Below are 18,590 nucleotides of genomic sequence, written 5' to 3'. Positions count from 1 at the left end.
GGCTTTAAATTTATACTCTCGCCTTCGCGAGATTGAGTACAAACTAGTTGTAATTCATTTCCTCTTTTTGCTTCATCATTTCATCAAATTCCGATTTAGAACCTACGATAATATTTTCGTAATCTCTAACACCTGTTCCGGCAGGAATTCTGTGACCTACAATTACATTTTCTTTAAGACCTTCTAAAGTATCTACCTTACCATTAACAGCGGCTTCGTTAAGAACTTTAGTTGTTTCTTGGAATGATGCTGCAGAAATAAATGACTTAGTCTGCAAAGATGCTCTTGTTATACCCTGTAAGATTGGAGTAGCCGTTGCTGGACTCGCATCACGAGCAGTAACTAAAGCCTTATCTTCTCTTCTTAGTATAGAGTTTTCATCTCTTAACTGACGTGTTGTAACAATCTGTCCTGATTTTAAATTCTCAGAATCTCCAGCTTCTTCTATCACTTTCATGCCGAAAATTTTATCATTTTCTTCGATGAAATCTGATTTATGAACTAATTGATTTTCTAAGAAAATAGTATCACCAGAATCTATGATTCTTACCTTACGCATCATCTGTCTTACAACAACTTCGAAATGCTTATCATTAATCTTTACACCTTGTAAACGATAAACTTCTTGTACCTCATTAACTAAGTACTGTTGTACTGCTGATGGGCCTTTTATGTTTAATATATCGTTTGGTGTAATTGAACCATCAGATAACGGCATACCAGCTTTTACATAATCGTTCTCTTGTACAAGAATCTGACTAGATAATTTAACTAAGTATTTTTTAACCTCACCTAACTTAGACTCGATGATAATCTCACGATTACCACGCTTTATCTTACCGAATGACACAACACCATCAATCTCTGTTACTACAGCTGGATTAGATGGGTTACGCGCTTCAAATAACTCAGTTACACGAGGAAGACCTCCTGTAATATCACCAGCTTTAGCAGATTTACGAGGTATCTTAACCAAAATCTTACCAATTTCAATTTTCTCACCATCGTCAATCATAATGTGTGCACCTACTGGTAAATTGTAAGAACGGATTGTTTCACCTTTCTTATCTTCTATCAGTAATGTTGGAATTAACTTTTTGTTTCTAGATTCAGAAATTACTTTCTCTTGGAAACCTGTTTGTTCATCAATTTCAACTTGATAAGTTACACCTTGTTCGATATTTTCATACTTCACTTTACCAGCAAATTCTGAAATAATTACACCGTTATACGGATCCCATTGACAAACTACTGTATCCTTTTTAATCTTCGCTCCCGGCTTAACATAAATATGAGAACCGTAAGGAATATTATTTGTACTTAAAACAATACCTGTTTTTGCATCAGTCAACTTAAGTTCAGAAGTACGAGATATAACAACATCTACTTCATTACCTTCATTATCCTTAGATTTTACAGTTTTTAAATCTTCTATTTCTGCAACACCAGCAAACTTAGCTATTAACTTATTCTCTTCAGAAATGTTACCCGCAATACCACCTACGTGGAATGTACGTAATGTTAACTGGGTACCTGGCTCACCAATAGATTGTGCAGCAACTACACCAACAGCTTCACCACGTTGAACCATTTTACCAGTTGCTAGATTACGACCGTAACACTTAACACAGATACCTTTTTTGGCCTCACATGTTAATGGTGAACGTACTTCGATTGATTCTACAGGAGAATCACCAATTCTTTTAGCAATAACATCATCAATATGAGCTCCAGCTTCAACTAATAATTCTTCAGTTAAAGGGTTATAAACATCATTTACAGATGTACGACCAACGATTCTAGCTTCAAGTTTCTCGACAACTTCTTCATTCTTCTTCAATGCAGAAACTTCGATTCCTCTTAACGTACCACAATCTTCTTGATATACAATTACGTCTTGAGATACATCTACTAAACGACGAGTTAAATAACCAGCATCGGCAGTTTTAAGTGCGGTATCGGCAAGACCTTTACGTGCACCGTGTGTTGAAATAAAGTATTCTAAAATTGAAAGTCCTTCTTTAAAGTTTGAAAGAATCGGATTCTCAATAATTGAACCACCGCCTGAAGTAGATTTTTTAGGCTTTGCCATTAATCCACGCATACCAGTTAACTGACGAATCTGTTCTTTAGATCCACGAGCTCCAGAGTCTAGCATCATAAATACCGAGTTAAATCCTTGCTGATCCTCACGAATACGCTTCATAGATAACTCTGTTAATTCGGCATTTGTAGATGTCCAAATATCAATAACTTGGTTATAACGTTCGTTATTGGTAATAAGACCCATATTATAGTTACCCATAATACCATCTACTTGCTTGTTAGCAGCAGCAATCATAGTATGCTTTTCCTGCGGAATAATTATATCTCCCAAAGAGAATGATAATCCACCTTGGAATGCAAACTTATACCCTTGTGTTTTAATTTCATCAAGGAATGCAGCTGTTTCTGGCACACTCGTCTTCTTCAAGATGCCATGAATGATATCTCTTAAAGACTTCTTAGTTAATACTTCGTTGATATATCCAGCTGCTTCAGGTACTTTTTCATTGAAAAGTACACGTCCAACAGTGGTTTCTATAATTTGCTTTGTTAATTCTCCTTCTTCATTAAAGTCAATAGTTCGAACCTTAATCCCAGCATTCAAGTCTACCTTCTTCTCATTGTAAGCAATTGTTACTTCTTCTGGAGAATAGAAAGTTAAACCTTCACCTTTAATTGGCACTTCTTTCGTTGACTTTCTTAACTTAGTCATGTAATATAACCCAAGTACCATATCCTGAGAGGGTACAGTAACTGGCGCACCATTTGCAGGGTTAAGAATATTATGAGACGCTAGCATTAATAATTGCGCTTCTAATATTGCCTCTGGTCCTAATGGTAAATGAACAGCCATCTGATCACCATCGAAATCGGCATTAAATGCAGTACACACTAATGGGTGTAACTGAATTGCTTTTCCTTCGATAAGCTTTGGCTGAAATGCTTGGATACCTAAACGGTGAAGCGTAGGCGCTCGGTTTAGTAATACTGGATGTCCTTTAAGAACATTCTCTAAGATATCCCAAACTACTGGCTCTTTTCTATCTATAATTTTCTTTGCAGATTTTACAGTCTTTACAATTCCTCTTTCAATTAATTTTCTAATAATAAAAGGTTTGTATAGCTCTGCTGCCATGTTCTTTGGTAATCCACATTCAAATAATTTTAATTCTGGTCCAACAACAATTACAGAACGTGCAGAATAATCAACACGCTTACCTAGTAAGTTTTGACGGAAACGTCCTTGCTTACCTTTAAGAGAATCTGATAAAGACTTTAATGGTCTGTTAGAATCTGTTTTTACTGCAGATGACTTACGTGTATTATCGAATAAAGAATCTACGGATTCTTGAAGCATACGCTTCTCGTTACGTAAAATCACTTCAGGTGCTTTTATCTCAACCAATCTTTTAAGACGATTGTTACGGATAATTACTCGACGGTATAAATCATTTAAATCTGATGTCGCAAAACGACCACCATCTAAAGGCACTAAAGGTCTTAATTCTGGTGGAATTACAGGAACAGCCTTCATAATCATCCACTCAGGTCTGTTTTCTCTATTTAAGTTAGAATCTCTAAAAGCCTCAACAACTTGAAGACGCTTTAAAGCCTCTGTTTTACGCTGTTTAGACGTTTCGTTATTTGCCTTATGACGTAAGTCATAAGATAACTGGTCTAAATCTATACGTGCTAAAATGTCTATTAAACATTCTGCACCCATTTTAGCGATAAATTTATTAGGATCTGTATCATCTAAATACTGATTCTCCTGTGGAATAGATTCTAAAATATTTAGGTACTCTTCCTCAGTTAAGAAATCCATCTTTTGCAATGGTTCTCCTTCAGCATTCATAGCTATACCTGGCTGTATTACTACATATCTCTCGTAGTAAATAATCATGTCTAATTTCTTAGAAGGTAAACCTAATAAATATCCTATTTTATTTGGTAACGAACGGAAGTACCAAATATGAGCTACTGGCACAACTAAGTTTATGTGTCCTACTCTATCTCTACGTACTTTCTTTTCTGTTACTTCTACACCACAACGGTCACAAACGATACCTTTATAGCGTATTCTTTTATATTTACCACAAGCACATTCAAAATCCTTCACAGGACCAAAAATACGCTCGCAAAACAAACCGTCACGTTCAGGTTTGTGTGTTCGATAATTAATAGTTTCTGGCTTTAATACCTCACCACGAGATGCTGCTAAAACAGACTCAGGTGATGCTAAACCAATAGAAATTTTATTGAATTTCTGTACTGTATTCTTATCTTGTCTTCTTGCCATTTTATTTATGGTATTCAGCACATAATTTCAGATAAAAAAGACTGAAATTATGTACCTAAGTTTTACTCTTCTAATCTAATATCTAATCCTAGTCCTTTCAATTCGTGCATAAGTACGTTGAAAGATTCAGGTAGTCCTGGTTCTGGCATTGGTTCACCTTTTACGATTGCTTCGTAAGTTTTAGCTCTACCAATTACATCATCTGATTTTACAGTTAAGATTTCACGTAATGTACTTGATGCTCCGTAAGCTTCAAGTGCCCAAACTTCCATCTCTCCAAAACGCTGACCACCAAACTGTGCTTTACCACCTAATGGTTGTTGTGTAATTAATGAGTATGGTCCGATAGAACGTGCATGCATCTTATCGTCAATCATGTGACCTAACTTAATCATATAAATAACGCCAACGGTAGCAGCTTGATCAAAACGATCACCTGTTCCTCCATCATATAAGTGAGTATGACCAAAACGTGGTACACCAGCTTCATCTGTAAATCCGTTGATTTGCTCTAAAGTAGCTCCATCAAAAATAGGTGTCGCATAAGTTCTTCCTAATTTTTGACCTGCCCATCCAAGAACTGTTTCATAAATCTGACCGATATTCATACGAGATGGTACACCTAGTGGATTTAATACAATATCTACTGGAGTTCCATCTTCTAAGAATGGCATATCTTCTTGACGAACAATACGAGCAACAATACCTTTGTTACCGTGACGACCTGCCATCTTATCACCAACTTTTAGTTTACGCTTTTTAGCAATGTAAACCTTAGCTAATTTGATAATACCGGCTGGCAATTCGTCACCCACAGAAATTGTAAATTTCTCGCGACGTAATGATCCTTGCAGGTCATTTTCCTTAATCTTATAGTTATGGATTAAATCTGCTACCATTTCATTTGTAGCGTCATCAGTTGTCCATCTTCCTGAAGTTAAGTGAGCATAATCATCAACAGCATTTAACATCTTTAAGGTATACTTCTTTCCTTTAGGTATAATTTCTTCTCCTAAATCGTTATAAATACCTTGCGCTGTTTTACCATTTACGATAGCAAATAACTTCTCAACTAATACGTTTTTAAGATCATCAAAACGGTTATCGTAAGCATCTTCTAGCTTTTCGATATCCTCTTTGTCTTGTGCTCTTTTACGCTTATCTTTTATTGCTCTTGCAAATAACTTCTTGTTAATAACAACACCGTTTAATGATGGTGAAGCTTTTAAAGAAGCATCTTTTACATCCCCTGCTTTATCGCCGAAGATAGCACGTAAAAGTTTTTCTTCTGGAGTTGGGTCTGACTCACCTTTTGGCGTAATTTTTCCAATTAATATATCTCCTGGTTTGATTTCTGCACCAACGCGAATCATACCATTTTCATCCAAATCTTTTGTAGCTTCTTCAGATACGTTAGGAATATCATTGGTTAACTCTTCGTTACCTAATTTTGTATCTCTTACCTCTAAAGAATACTCATCGATATGAATAGATGTAAATACATCTTCTCGAACTACTTTTTCAGAAATTACAATCGCATCCTCAAAGTTGTAACCTTTCCATGGCATGAAGGCCACTTTCATATTACGACCAAGAGCAAGTTCTCCTTTTTGAGTTGCATAACCTTCACAAAGCACTTGTCCTTTTGCAACTTTATCACCTTTCTGAACAATAGGCTTTAAGTTTATAGACGTACCTTGGTTTGTTTTTCTGAACTTTACTAGAGGATAAGTTTTGGTATCACTATCGAAGCTTACCATTCCTTCTTCTTTTGTGCGCTCGTACTTAATTGTTATTTTTTCTGCATCTACATATTCTACAGTACCAGCGCCTTCAGCGTTAATTAATACTCTAGAATCTGAAGCTACCTGACGCTCTAAACCTGTACCAACAATTGGTGCTTCAGGACGTAATAATGGTACGGCCTGACGCATCATGTTAGACCCCATTAATGCACGGTTGGCATCATCATGCTCCAAGAATGGAATTAACGATGCAGAAATCGATGCAATTTGGTTAGGAGCAACATCTGTGTAATTTACGTTTGATGGTTCAATTACTGGGAAATCACCTTCTTGACGAGAAATAATTTTCTCTGGAAGTATTTTTCCTTTACCATCAACTTCAATAGTTGCTTGTGCAATTAACATATCTTCTTCCTCTTCGGCACTTAGATATGTTGGTGCATTTTTAATATCTACAACACCTTTTTCTACTTTACGGTATGGTGTTTCGATGAATCCCATAGAGTTCACTTTTGCATATACTGATAAAGAAGAGATAAGTCCAATATTTGGTCCTTCTGGTGTTTCAATAGGACATAAACGCCCGTAGTGAGTATAGTGAACATCACGTACCTCGAAACCAGCTCTTTCTCTAGATAAACCTCCAGGTCCTAAAGCCGATAGACGACGTTTGTGTGTAATCTCTGCTAATGGATTGGTTTGATCCATAAACTGAGACAATTGATTTGTACCAAAGAATGAATTAATAACTGAAGACAATGTCTTAGCGTTAATTAAATCAATCGGTGTAAACACCTCGTTGTCGCGAACATTCATTCGCTCACGAATGGTACGCGCCATACGTGCTAAACCAACACCAAACTGAGATGATAACTGCTCACCTACTGTACGTACACGACGGTTAGATAAGTGATCGATATCATCAATCTCTGCTTTAGAGTTGATAAGCTCTATTAAATATTTAATAATCGTTATAATATCTATTTTTGTAAGCACTTGCTTATCCATACCGATATCTAACTGTAGTTTTTTGTTCATTCTGTAACGACCTACTTCACCTAAAGAGTAACGTTGGTCAGAAAAGAATAATTTGTCAATAATACCACGTGCTGTTTCCTCATCTGGCGGCTCAGCATTACGTAATTGACGATAGATATGCTCAACAGCTTCTTTTTCAGAATTTGTTGGATCTTTTTGTAATGTATTATGGATAATAGCATAATCTCCTTGCTGACCACTTTCTTTATGTAAAAGAATAGTTTTTACTCCAGCTTCAAGGATTTCCTCTATATTTTCTTTGTCTATGATTGTATCACGATCTAATACAATTTCGTTACGCTCGATAGAAACTACTTCTCCAGTATCTTCATCTACGAAATCCTCGTGCCATGTATTAAGTACACGTGCAGCAAGTTTGCGACCAATAACTTTCTTTAATCCAGATTTAGAAACCTTTACTTCTTCGGCAAGATCAAATATCTCTAAGATATCTTTATCACGTTCAAAACCGATGGCTCTAAATAATGTTGTAACAGGAAGCTTTTTCTTTCTGTCAATGTATGCGTACATCACTTGATTGATGTCAGTTGCAAATTCTATCCAAGATCCTTTAAAAGGAATTACTCTTGCAGAATATAATTTAGTACCATTGGCATGGAAAGACTGGCTAAAAAATACACCAGGTGATCTATGCAATTGAGACACAACAACTCGTTCTGCTCCATTAATACAAAATGTACCGCTTGGTGTCATGTAAGGAATTGTTCCTAAGTATACATCTTGAACAATAGTCTCGAAGTCCTCGTGTTCAGGATCTGTACAGTACAATTTCAAACGTGCTTTTAATGGCACACTGTATGTTAGTCCTCTTTCTATACATTCTTCGATTGAATATCTTGGTGGGTCTATAAAATAGTCCAAGAATTCTAATACGAATTGATTTCTTGTGTCGGTAATTGGAAAGTTTTCCATGAAGGTGTTGTATAAACCTTCTGTACCTCTTTGATCAGATTTTGTCTCTAATTGGAAAAAATCCTGGAAGGATTTTATCTGAATGTCCAGAAAATCTGGATACTCAGTTCTGTTTACAATCGAGGAGAAATTTAATCTTTCAGCTTTTTTTGCTAACATCGATGAACGCGTTTTTGATTAAAAATAATGTAATGTAGTGTACATACTATTTATATACACAAAATGGTCTAGGCATTATCCCGCAATTTTTGCGGGATAAACCTAAACCTTGTATTGTAGGTATTAACCGAGCTTACTTAAGCTCAACCTCAGCTCCAGCTTCTTCTAATGATGCTTTTAATCCTTCAGCCTCATCTTTAGAAACGCCTTCTTTAATTGCGCTTGGTGCGTCATCAACTAAACCTTTTGCTTCTTTTAATCCTAAACCAGTTAATTCTTTAACTAATTTTACAACTGCTAGTTTAGAACCACCTGCTGCCTTAAGGACTACATCAAATTCAGTTTTTTCTTCAGCGGCGTCTCCACCTGCTGCTCCGCCACCTGCTGCTACTGCTACTGCTGCTGCTGCTGGTTCGATACCGTATTCGTCTTTTAAAATATCAGCTAATTCATTAACCTCTTTTACAGTTAAATTAACTAATTGTTCTGCGAAATCTTTTAAATCTGCCATTTTTCTATCGTTTTAATGTGTGTGTTTTTATTTTAATTTTTAAGTGCGTAAGCGTTTATTATCCTTCTTTTTCAGATAATGTTTTTAAGATACCTGCTAATGCTCCACCACTTGATTTAAGTGCTGAAATAACATTCTTAGCAGGAGATTGTAATAATCCAATAACCTCACCAAGTAATTCTTCTCTTGATTTGATTTCTACTAAGGCATCTAATTGGTCGTCTCCTATGTAAATAGACTCTTCGATGAAAGCACCTTTTAATAAAGGTTTTTCTGATTTCTTACGAAAAGCTTTGATTACTTTTGCAGGTCCGTTACCAGTTTCAGAGTACATTACAGAGGTGTTACCTTTTAAGGTCGTTGGTAAATCTCCAAACTCTTTGTCTGAAGCTTCCATTGCCTTTTCTAATAATGTATTCTTTACAACTGCTAGCCTAACATCTGCTTTAAAACAAGCACGACGTAGGTTTGAAGTGTCAACGGCATTTAATCCAGAGATATCTGTTAAGTAGATATTTGTATTATCAGCCAATTGCGCAGTTAACTCTTCAATTACTAGGGATTTTTCTTCTCTTGTCATAATATTCTAAGTTTAACTACTATCCTATTTTTGTATCAATTGCAATACTTGGGCTCATTGTGCTTGACATAAAAATGCTCTTCACATATACACCTTTTGATGCAGTTGGTTTTAACTTCATTAAAGTTGTAAGTAATTCATTTGCGTTACCAACTAGTTTATCTGCACTAAATGATGCTTTACCTATTGGAGCGTGAACGATACCTGTTTTGTCTACTTTAAAGTCTATTTTACCAGCTTTTACTTCTGTAACTGCTTTAGCTACATCCATAGTTACTGTACCTGTCTTAGGGTTAGGCATAAGACCTCTTGGTCCTAATACTCTACCTAATGGTCCTAACTTACCCATAATACTTGGCATAGTAACGATAACGTCTACATCTGTCCAACCATCTTTAATTTTTTGTAAGTACTCGTCTAACCCTACATAATCGGCGCCAGCTGCTTTAGCTTCGTCTTCTTTGTCTGGTGTAACTAATGCAAGAACCTTCATGTCTTTACCTGTACCGTGTGGTAATGAAACTACACCACGTACCATTTGATTTGCTTTACGCGGATCTACGCCTAATCTTACGGCTAAATCTACTGAGGCATCAAATTTTGTGTATGTGATTTCTTTTAGTAAAGCTGAAGCTTCTTCTACTGAGTAAAGTTTGTTCTTATCAACTTTAGCTCTAGCTTCTTTTTGCTTTTTTGTTAATCTTGCCATTTCAAAAATTTTAATTTGGAGCGTCTCCTCCTTTAACAGTGATTCCCATCGATCTCGCTGTACCAGCTACCATTTTCATAGCTGATTCAATCGTGAATGCGTTTAAATCTACCATCTTGTCTTCTGCAATAGTCTTAACTTGATCCCAAGTTACTTTTGCTACTTTACGTCGGTTTGGTTCTCCAGATCCCTTCTTTACTTTGGCCGCTTCTAATAATTGTACTGCTGCTGGTGGAGTCTTGATTACAAATTCAAATGATTTGTCTTTGTAAACAGAGATTACCACAGGTAAAACTTTACCTGGTTTATCTTGAGTTCTAGCATTAAACTGCTTACAGAACTCCATGATATTAACTCCAGCGGCACCTAAAGCGGGTCCAACCGGTGGCGATGGATTCGCTGCACCTCCCCGAACTTGTAATTTAACTACTTTGTCTAGTTCTTTTGCCATTTTAAATTTAAAATTGTGCGTTGTTTTTAAATTGGAAGCCTAAAAACAATCGCTATATAATGTAACAATTATTATACTTTTTCTACTTGCATATAGCTTAACTCTAATGGTGTTTTTCTTCCAAAAATCTTCACCATTACTTCAAGCTTACGCTTCTCTTCATTAATCTTTTCAATCGTACCATCAAATCCATTAAATGGACCGTCGATAACTTTTACAGTTTCTCCGATTGTGAAAGGTATTGCAACATTCGCATCAGCTTCTAAAGCTAATTCGTCAACTTTCCCTAACATACGGTTTACTTCTGACTGTCTTAATGGCACCGGCTCTCCTCCTTTTGTTTCACCCAAAAAACCAATTACATTAGTGATTGATTTTATGATATGTGGGACTTCCCCAGAGAGATTAGCTTGTATCATAATGTAACCAGGAAAATAAGTACGTTCTTTATTTATTTTCTTTCCGTTACGAATCTGTATTACTTTTTCAGTCGGTACTAAAACTTGGTCAACAAAATCACCTAAACCTAATCTAGAAATTTCATTTTCTATATAAGTCTTGATTTTGTTTTCTTGACCACTTACAGCCCTAACAACATACCACTTTTTATTTCCGCTTTTTTCAGACATATAATTGATTAATGGTTGTTTAATTTGCTATTAGACCAAAATAGGCTTTAATAACTCTACTGAATACTGTGTCGACTCCCCAAATCGCTAAAGAAAACAATATGGAAAAAACCGCTACTACAATAGTTAACCTTTGTGCTTCTGACCAAGGTGTCCATGTCACATTATTTTTAAGCTCTTCGAACGATTCTTTAACGTATGTTGCTATTCCTGCCATTTGATTTCTATATTTTTTGAGACCAAATCTATTGATTTTGTCTTACTATACTTAGCTTGCACGGGTTGAGAGACTCGAACTCCCGACACCTGGTTTTGGAGACCAGTGCTCTACCAACTGAGCTAAACCCGTAAACATAAATCAAGGTATCCCGAAAAAACGGGACACCTTAATGTATATTTAGTCTTATTATTAGTCTAAAATTTCAGTTACCTGACCTGCACCTACTGTACGACCACCTTCACGTATTGCGAAACGTAATCCAATGTTAAGTGCGATTGGCTGAATAAGCTCAACAGTAATTGTTAAGTTATCTCCAGGCATTACCATTTCAACTCCATCAGGAAGCGCAATGTTTCCAGTTACGTCAGTTGTACGAACGTAGAACTGTGGACGGTAGTTGTTATGGAATGGTGTGTGACGTCCACCTTCTTCTTTCTTAAGGATATAAACCTCAGCTTTGAATTTAGCATGTGGTGTTACAGATCCAGGCTTAGTAATTACCATACCTCTAGAGATTTGAGTTTTCTCAATACCTCTTAATAAGATACCAGCGTTATCACCAGCTTCACCTCTATCTAATATCTGTCGGAACATCTCGATACCTGTGATTGTAGAAGTTAACTTCTCAGCACCCATACCAATAATCTCAACAGGATCACCAGTGTTAGCAATACCAGTTTCGATACGACCTGTTGCTACAGTTCCACGACCAGTAATTGAGAATACATCTTCAATTGGCATTAAGAAGTCCTTATCAACTTCACGAGTTGGCTCTTCAATCCAGTTATCAACAGCTTCCATTAATTCCATTACTGTATCAACCCACTTTTGCTCACCGTTAAGTGCACCTAGAGCAGAACCAGCAATTACAGGTCCGTTATCTCCATCATATTCATAGAAAGATAATAAATCTCTGATTTCCATCTCTACTAATTCTAGTAACTCTTCATCATCAACCATATCCACTTTGTTCATGAATACAACGATACGAGGAATACCTACCTGACGTCCTAGTAAGATGTGCTCACGAGTTTGTGGCATTGGACCGTCAGTTGCAGCTACTACTAAGATAGCACCATCCATTTGTGCAGCACCAGTTACCATGTTCTTTACGTAATCGGCGTGACCTGGACAGTCAACGTGTGCGTAATGACGGTTTGCTGTTGCGTACTCAACGTGAGATGTGTTAATTGTGATACCTCTTTCCTTTTCCTCAGGAGCGTTATCAATTTGATCGAAGTCTTTTGCTTCAGATAAACCTGCATCAGCTAATACTTTAGTAATAGCAGCAGTTAAAGTTGTTTTACCGTGATCTACGTGTCCAATTGTACCTATATTAAGGTGTGGTTTTGAACGATCGAAAGTTGCCTTTGCCATGTTTAATTTATTTTAATCTTAATTATTATTAGTGTTCAATTTAATTCTACTACAAATGAAGTCACTATTCATGCTCTTTACATGATGACTTCGATTTTAATTTAGAGCCAATGACGAGATTTGAACTCGTGACCTCTTCCTTACCAAGGAAACGCTCTACCCCTGAGCTACACCGGCTTATCACTTATGACTGCCGACTTTTGATATACACATTTTTTCAAAGCGTAAATCGTAACCAGTAAATTTAGAGCGAGAGACCGGGTTCGAACCGGCGACATTCAGCTTGGAAGGCTGACGCTCTACCAACTGAGCTACTCTCGCTTTTTAATTAGAATTTCTAATTAATGGTATCAATATTTCAATTTTGTGGGGAGAGCAGGATTCGAACCTGCGAAGTTAAAAACAACAGAGTTACAGTCTGTCCTCGTTGGCCGCTTGAGTATCTCCCCAATAATCAATTTTGAGTCTGCAAAAATACAGCTTTTTTTATTGACATTTCATTCTTTATAAAGAACTATTTTCTTTTAATAAAAAAGAGCCGATGGAGGGACTCGAACCCACGACCTGCTGATTACAAATCAGCTGCTCTAGCCAGCTGAGCTACATCGGCTTTTTTACTGCTTTTTTTAGTCAAATTTTTGACATAAAAAAGCCCGCTATTTCTAACGGACTGCAAATGTAATGTTTTATTTTTTCTTTCAAAATATTTTTGAAAAAATTTTCATCAAGAATGTGACCTTAATTTTTCTTTTCTTTTTTTTAATCGTCTCATCAATGACGATGCAACTAAATCTGCTCCTTCTTCAAATGACTTGCTGTGTTTTTTTACTACAAAGGTGTCACCGGGTACACTTAGTTTTGCCTCAAATACTTTATTTTCCTTATCACTAGTATTTTCAACTTTTAAATATACATCTGCCTGAATAATCTTATCATAATAAAGATTTAACTTTTCAAAACGTCTCTGGATGAAATCCTTTAATTTAACGTCTGCTACAAAATTGATGGATTGCGTGTTTACATTCATAAGCTAGTTTGGTTTTAGTTATTATTTCTCGGATGAGATTTGGCGTGAACTTTTTTTAATTCTGCTATACTATTATGTGTGTATATTTGTGTTGCCGCCAGACTTGAATGTCCGAGTAATTCTTTTACTGCATTAATATCTGCACCTTCATTTAGTAAATGTGTTGCAAAAGAATGCCTAAGCACATGCGGACTACATTTTAGCTTTGAAGATGCTTTACTAAAATACTTATTTATTATTCTATAAACAAGTGTCTCATAAATTTTAAAACCTTTATTGGTTAAAAGTAAGTGATTTTTATCCTTTATTTCTTCTAAATCTGTTCTATACTCCTTGTAGACATTTATTGTTTGAATAACCGATGGTATTAAAGGTATGTATCGCTCCTTATTACGTTTTCCTAAGACCTTCAATGTTTTATTATTAACATCAACGTCATTAATTTTTATCTCTATTAACTCTATACGTCTAATTCCTGTGGCGTAAAACAATTCAACAATTAGTTTATTTCTTGCTCTTTTGAAGTCAGTTACATGGTTAAAATCCGCTAGTACATCACTTAACTCTTTTTGAGAAAATGGAACTTGAATTTTCTTTTCAATTTTTAATGCTTTATGACTTTTTAATGGATTGATTTCTAGATTACCAGTTTTTATTAAAAACTTGTAATATGAATTTAAAGATGATACTTTTCGGTTAATACTTCTGTTAGTTATACCTGAATTGACTAAACTGACTATCCATTGTCTAATGACATTATAGCCTGTAGAATCGATTACTTCTATATTATAATCTGTATCCAAAAAGCGTTGAAAACTTTCAAGATCTTTTATATAAGCTGTAGCCGTATGAACCGAATACTTCTTTTCTAATAATAAATAATCTGAAAATTTATTTAACGACATATATTTAAATGTAAAATTAAAAATAGCTTTTATTTGATTATGATAAAAGCTAGAAGTAAAAAATCCCGTTTACTAATATAGTAACGGGATTTTAATCTCTTTAGTTTCTTTTATTTTAAATCTGTTCAGAATCTTTCAAACTTTGAACATATTCTGCCTTTTGCATTTCTGTTCTGCGAACAATTGAAGGCTTGGCATATTGCTTTCTTGTTTGAAGCTCTCGTCTAACGCCTGTTCTATTGAACTTTTGTTTATAGCGTTTTAATGCTCTCTCTATATTTTCTCCTGAGTTTATCTGAATTTTTAACATAGGTCTTAACCTCCTCTCTTTTAGATTTTGCGGCGCAAATATAGGAAGTAATTCAGCTTTATAAAAACAGTTCTACATTTTTAAAATTAGTCCTTGAATAAAGAGGCTCTCTGCGAAAGGTCATCTATTAATTGCTCGTCCTCTTCACTTTCTAAAAGTACGTTATAATTTTTCCAGAATTCCTTGTTATATGGTTTTGATAAGAAGATATCCATATTCCATGTTTTACTATTTAACTCATACTGAACAATTTCTTTATCCAAAATAATTTCAGAAAATAAAATTTCTTGTACTGTAGAATAATATCGCTCCTCTCTATTATATCTATCAATTTCTTTTTGAGAAACTCTTTTATTGGTTTTTAATCCAACATTTACAAGTTTTGGTGTTTCATAATAAATATAATTGGGATACATCTTATCATTATACTCTATATAATTGATAACAAGTTTGTGATTAGTTTGTGTGCCAAATAATCGTTTACTCCTACTTTTCTGAGCATCGGATGAAGCTACCAATTCATATTCTACTTTCTTTATAGCGTAATTATCATAATATATATAAAGCCAACCTTGAGCTTTATAGCCTTCGTTATATATACCCTTAGTTCCTAATCCAACAAAATCTGTACTTTCGTCTATTTTAATTTTGTAAATTTTTCGACCATCATCAACAAGAAGTGTATCCATTTTAAATTGATGTGTCTTCAAAATATCGTTTCCAAAAAGTGCTTTTGTGTCTTGAGCATTTCTTAACAAATTTAGTTTCCCTTGAAATAAATTTTGAAGCCCATTTACTCGAGTATCATTCCACTTAATCGATTTTACTAATTGTTCTTTAGAAACATCACTTCTTCTAATATCTTGAGCTTTTAATTTATTTCGCTTTGTATTTCTATTTCGGTATGACACATATGAAAATATACTATCCACGTCTCTGAGGTCATAACTTTTACGCATCTCATCTACATTAACCTTTAGATGTTCTGTGCTTTTTGAACCGTATCCAGAATCATAGACCGTAATTGCACTTTCTATAAGCCACTTAAATTCTAGACTATTTCGCTCCTTATGACGCAAAAAACCTTTTTGAAGATATGCTGAATCGGGTAAGTTTTCGGATAGATTTTCTAGAGCCTTAAGAACAATTCCGTTTCCTGTTGTTGGTCTTGGATCAGCAACAATAACAATCTCATCTAATGATGCAATATCTTCTTCAAGAAAAATATCTTTTGAACCATCATATTCGTTTACCAATACTTTAAAGCTCTTGAAACCTATTGAAGAAACTACTAAAGTATCGTTTTGATGCTCTGAAGGCACTAACAAAACAAATCTACCATCAGAATTACTAATAGTTCCTATCGTTGTATTTTTTATGTAAATACTTGCATTCTCAACTGGTAAGACATAAGCTGAGTCAATTACTTTCCCCTTAAGTTCGACTTGCGAAAAGACGAAAAAAGATGTCAAAAATAAAGCTAAAGTAAAAACTAGTTTGAAGTGATTATAATACATTATAAGTTGATTTGGTGTTTTATAATTACATCATGGCAAATACCATTCCGCATTATATAAACTTCAAAACTAATCAAATTATTTTATGTCGCTGGTTTATAATCTTTGTTATCGATTACCATTTTAGCGATAATTTCTCTTAAAATTTCAGAGGTCCCGCCTCCAATCGGGCCTAAACGACTATCTCTTGCCATACGAGCCAGTGGATACTCTTCCATATAACCATAACCACCTAAAAATTGAAGGCACTGATAAATAACATCGTCAGCCATTTTAGTGGATTGCAACTTAGACATCGTAGCTTCTTTAACCATATAGTCTCCATTATCTAAACATCTTGCAACGTAATAGTTAAATTGTTTACAAATTTCCATCTGTGTTTCACAATCTGCAAAGGTATGTCTTAAAGCTTGAAACTTATTTATTGTTCTACCAAATGCCGTTCGCTCTGACATATATTGTTTGGCATACTCTAAAGCATATTCGGCGCGAGCATGCGCATTAACCCCCATAATTAGACGTTCTAAAGCAAAGTGTTGCATTATGTAAGGAAAACCTTGATTTTCCTCTCCCATTAAATTTTCTGCTGGAATTACCACGTTATCAAAAGCAATTTCTCCGGTGTCTGATGCTCTCCAACCTAACTTGTCTAATTTAGTAGTAGAAATACCTGGGGTATCTCTATCCATAACAAATATGCTAATTCCTTTATTTCCTAAATCGGGGTTTGTTTTTGCAGCAACCACTAAGTAATCACTGTATACTCCGTTAGTAATAAATGTTTTTGAACCATTAATTATATAAGTATCTTCCTTTTTAACTGCCGTAGTTCGCATTCCTGCTACATCACTACCTCCAAAAGGTTCTGTTATACAAAGGCAGCCTATAGCATCACCCAATGCACTTGGCGTCAAATATTTTTCTTTCTGTTCGTGATTTCCTTCTTTATTTAAATGGGTCATCGCTAGATAAGCATGTGCCCAAATAGCAGCAGCAAAACCTCCTGAGTTTATACGCTGCATTTCTTCTAACAATATGACGGTATAAAAAAGGTCTAAATCTAGTCCTCCATAAGCTTCAGGAGTTGCCAAACCGAAGTAACCCATGTCTCCAAACTTCTTCCAAATAAAACGCTCAATTTTACCTGTTTCTTCCCATTTATCAATATGTGGAACGACTTCTTTTTGAAGAAAATCTCTTAAACTTTCTCTAAATAAACTGTGCTCTTCGGTGAAATATAACTTTGACATTTGTTTCGCTTTTTTTACAGTTGCAAATATAACTTAATAATCTGTAGCTTTTTTATTGGAAACTGTTCAACTTTTGTTAAATCATCAATGTTTTTAAAACCTTCTCTAATTATTCTTTCTTCAATAATATTATTTGCAATTTCGTAGTCAATATGAGGAATTGTAACTAATTCATCTCGTGTAGCTTTATTAAGATTAAACTTAGTGACCTGTCGAGGTGTTTTAACAATGAACTGCTCTTTTACTCGCTTGATAACTTCTGGTTTTAATCCCCAAATTTGAGAAAGTTCATCGGTACTTATAAAACCCTGATATTTGTTTCTATACTCTATAATTTTATTTGAAAAACCTTCTCCTATGCCATAAACCTTTTGAAGCTGAGATGCAGTAGCTATATTTAAGTCTATTTTTTGAGCATTAGTCTTTGGTTTATTTGAAGTGGAATATGAACTATTATGTGATTTAGATTTTTGATTAGTAACCCAGTTAGGAAATTTAAAATACGGAGAAATCTCTGCCAGCAATGAGTCTGAAACCTTTGTAATATTCTGAAAATCATTTACAGAATTGACCCATTTGTTTGTAGCTCTAAATTTATGCAATCTGTCAATTTCTTCGTTTGACATCCCCAAAGTGTAGCCTTTATAGTCGGTAATGTAATTTGGATTAAAGGGAAATATTTTAGGTGCTTTTTGTTGTAATGCAATTTCTCGTAGAGAATCAACTTCGGCTCTATAATGCTTTAGTTCATCTTCATTTGGTTTTACAATGTCCTCAGAAGAAAAATCAACAAAAAAGTAAGTGCATTGCACAATTATAATAAATAAAACCAATAAAAAAATCCCACTCCGTTTTTGTTTGGAAAACTTAAAGTGAGATTTCAT

General features: G+C 35.0%; 15 protein-coding genes and 5 tRNA genes. All 20 read right to left on the bottom strand.

The annotated features are described in order from the left end of the window. Window positions 1-43: 43 nt before the first annotated feature. Window positions 44-4,345 carry a DNA-directed RNA polymerase subunit beta' gene (gene rpoC / locus BTO05_RS12595; protein ID WP_087493009.1) on the bottom strand — a complete coding sequence of 1,434 codons (4,302 nt, stop codon included), beginning with the start codon at window positions 4,343-4,345 and terminating at the stop codon, window positions 44-46. Between the two features lie 62 nt (window positions 4,346-4,407). Then, on the bottom strand, window positions 4,408-8,220 hold the full coding sequence (gene rpoB / locus BTO05_RS12590; protein ID WP_087493008.1) for a DNA-directed RNA polymerase subunit beta: 3,813 nt from the start codon (window positions 8,218-8,220) through the stop codon (window positions 4,408-4,410). Between the two features lie 133 nt (window positions 8,221-8,353). Further along, the gene (gene rplL / locus BTO05_RS12585) at window positions 8,354-8,731 is read right to left on the bottom strand and encodes a 50S ribosomal protein L7/L12 (RefSeq protein WP_087493007.1); all 378 of its coding nucleotides are present in this window, start codon (window positions 8,729-8,731) and stop codon (window positions 8,354-8,356) included. A gap of 58 nt (window positions 8,732-8,789) precedes the next feature. Next, a complete protein-coding gene (gene rplJ, locus BTO05_RS12580) occupies window positions 8,790-9,311 on the bottom strand; it encodes a 50S ribosomal protein L10 (RefSeq protein WP_087493006.1) in 522 nt (173 codons plus the stop codon). A 19-nt stretch (window positions 9,312-9,330) separates the two neighbouring features. Beyond that, window positions 9,331-10,020: a 50S ribosomal protein L1 gene (gene rplA / locus BTO05_RS12575; protein ID WP_087493005.1), complete on the bottom strand. Its 690-nt coding sequence runs from the start codon at window positions 10,018-10,020 to the stop codon at window positions 9,331-9,333. Window positions 10,021-10,030: 10 nt separating this feature from the next. Then, a complete protein-coding gene (gene rplK, locus BTO05_RS12570; protein ID WP_087493004.1) occupies window positions 10,031-10,471 on the bottom strand; it encodes a 50S ribosomal protein L11 in 441 nt (146 codons plus the stop codon). Window positions 10,472-10,542: 71 nt separating this feature from the next. Next, the gene (gene nusG, locus BTO05_RS12565) at window positions 10,543-11,100 is read right to left on the bottom strand and encodes a transcription termination/antitermination protein NusG (protein ID WP_087493003.1); all 558 of its coding nucleotides are present in this window, start codon (window positions 11,098-11,100) and stop codon (window positions 10,543-10,545) included. Window positions 11,101-11,119: 19 nt separating this feature from the next. Continuing rightward, entirely contained in the window at window positions 11,120-11,317 is a 198-nt protein-coding gene (gene secE, locus BTO05_RS12560) for a preprotein translocase subunit SecE (protein WP_087493002.1), read from the bottom strand. Window positions 11,318-11,376: 59 nt separating this feature from the next. After that, window positions 11,377-11,449, bottom strand: a tRNA-Trp gene (locus BTO05_RS12555). A gap of 60 nt (window positions 11,450-11,509) precedes the next feature. Beyond that, entirely contained in the window at window positions 11,510-12,697 is a 1,188-nt protein-coding gene (gene tuf / locus BTO05_RS12550; protein WP_087493001.1) for an elongation factor Tu, read from the bottom strand. A 105-nt stretch (window positions 12,698-12,802) separates the two neighbouring features. After that, window positions 12,803-12,874: transfer RNA gene (locus BTO05_RS12545), tRNA-Thr, on the bottom strand. Window positions 12,875-12,945: 71 nt separating this feature from the next. Continuing rightward, window positions 12,946-13,018, bottom strand: a tRNA-Gly gene (locus tag BTO05_RS12540). 46 nt (window positions 13,019-13,064) lie between these two features. Continuing rightward, a tRNA-Tyr gene (locus BTO05_RS12535) sits at window positions 13,065-13,146 on the bottom strand. A gap of 87 nt (window positions 13,147-13,233) precedes the next feature. Then, window positions 13,234-13,307: transfer RNA gene (locus BTO05_RS12530), tRNA-Thr, on the bottom strand. Between the two features lie 114 nt (window positions 13,308-13,421). After that, window positions 13,422-13,724 (bottom strand): ribosome hibernation-promoting factor, HPF/YfiA family, encoded by a 303-nt coding sequence (hpf, locus tag BTO05_RS12525; RefSeq protein WP_087493000.1) that lies wholly within the window; start codon window positions 13,722-13,724, stop codon window positions 13,422-13,424. Between the two features lie 14 nt (window positions 13,725-13,738). Beyond that, window positions 13,739-14,629 (bottom strand): tyrosine-type recombinase/integrase, encoded by an 891-nt coding sequence (locus BTO05_RS12520; protein WP_087492999.1) that lies wholly within the window; start codon window positions 14,627-14,629, stop codon window positions 13,739-13,741. Window positions 14,630-14,744: 115 nt separating this feature from the next. Further along, entirely contained in the window at window positions 14,745-14,939 is a 195-nt protein-coding gene (gene rpsU, locus BTO05_RS12515) for a 30S ribosomal protein S21 (protein ID WP_087492998.1), read from the bottom strand. Window positions 14,940-15,025: 86 nt separating this feature from the next. After that, a complete protein-coding gene (locus BTO05_RS12510) occupies window positions 15,026-16,456 on the bottom strand; it encodes a carboxypeptidase-like regulatory domain-containing protein (protein ID WP_087492997.1) in 1,431 nt (476 codons plus the stop codon). Window positions 16,457-16,539: 83 nt separating this feature from the next. Next, window positions 16,540-17,706, bottom strand: a complete 1,167-nt coding sequence (locus tag BTO05_RS12505; protein ID WP_087492996.1) for an acyl-CoA dehydrogenase family protein — start codon at window positions 17,704-17,706, stop codon at window positions 16,540-16,542. 14 nt (window positions 17,707-17,720) lie between these two features. Then, a complete protein-coding gene (locus BTO05_RS12500) occupies window positions 17,721-18,590 on the bottom strand; it encodes a ComEA family DNA-binding protein (RefSeq protein ID WP_087492995.1) in 870 nt (289 codons plus the stop codon).

The sequence above is a fragment of the Winogradskyella sp. PC-19 genome, from assembly GCF_002163855.1.
Lineage (GTDB): Bacteria > Bacteroidota > Bacteroidia > Flavobacteriales > Flavobacteriaceae > Winogradskyella.
Note: the sequence above shows the minus strand (reverse complement) of the source record. Positions and strands in the feature narration are given on the sequence as shown.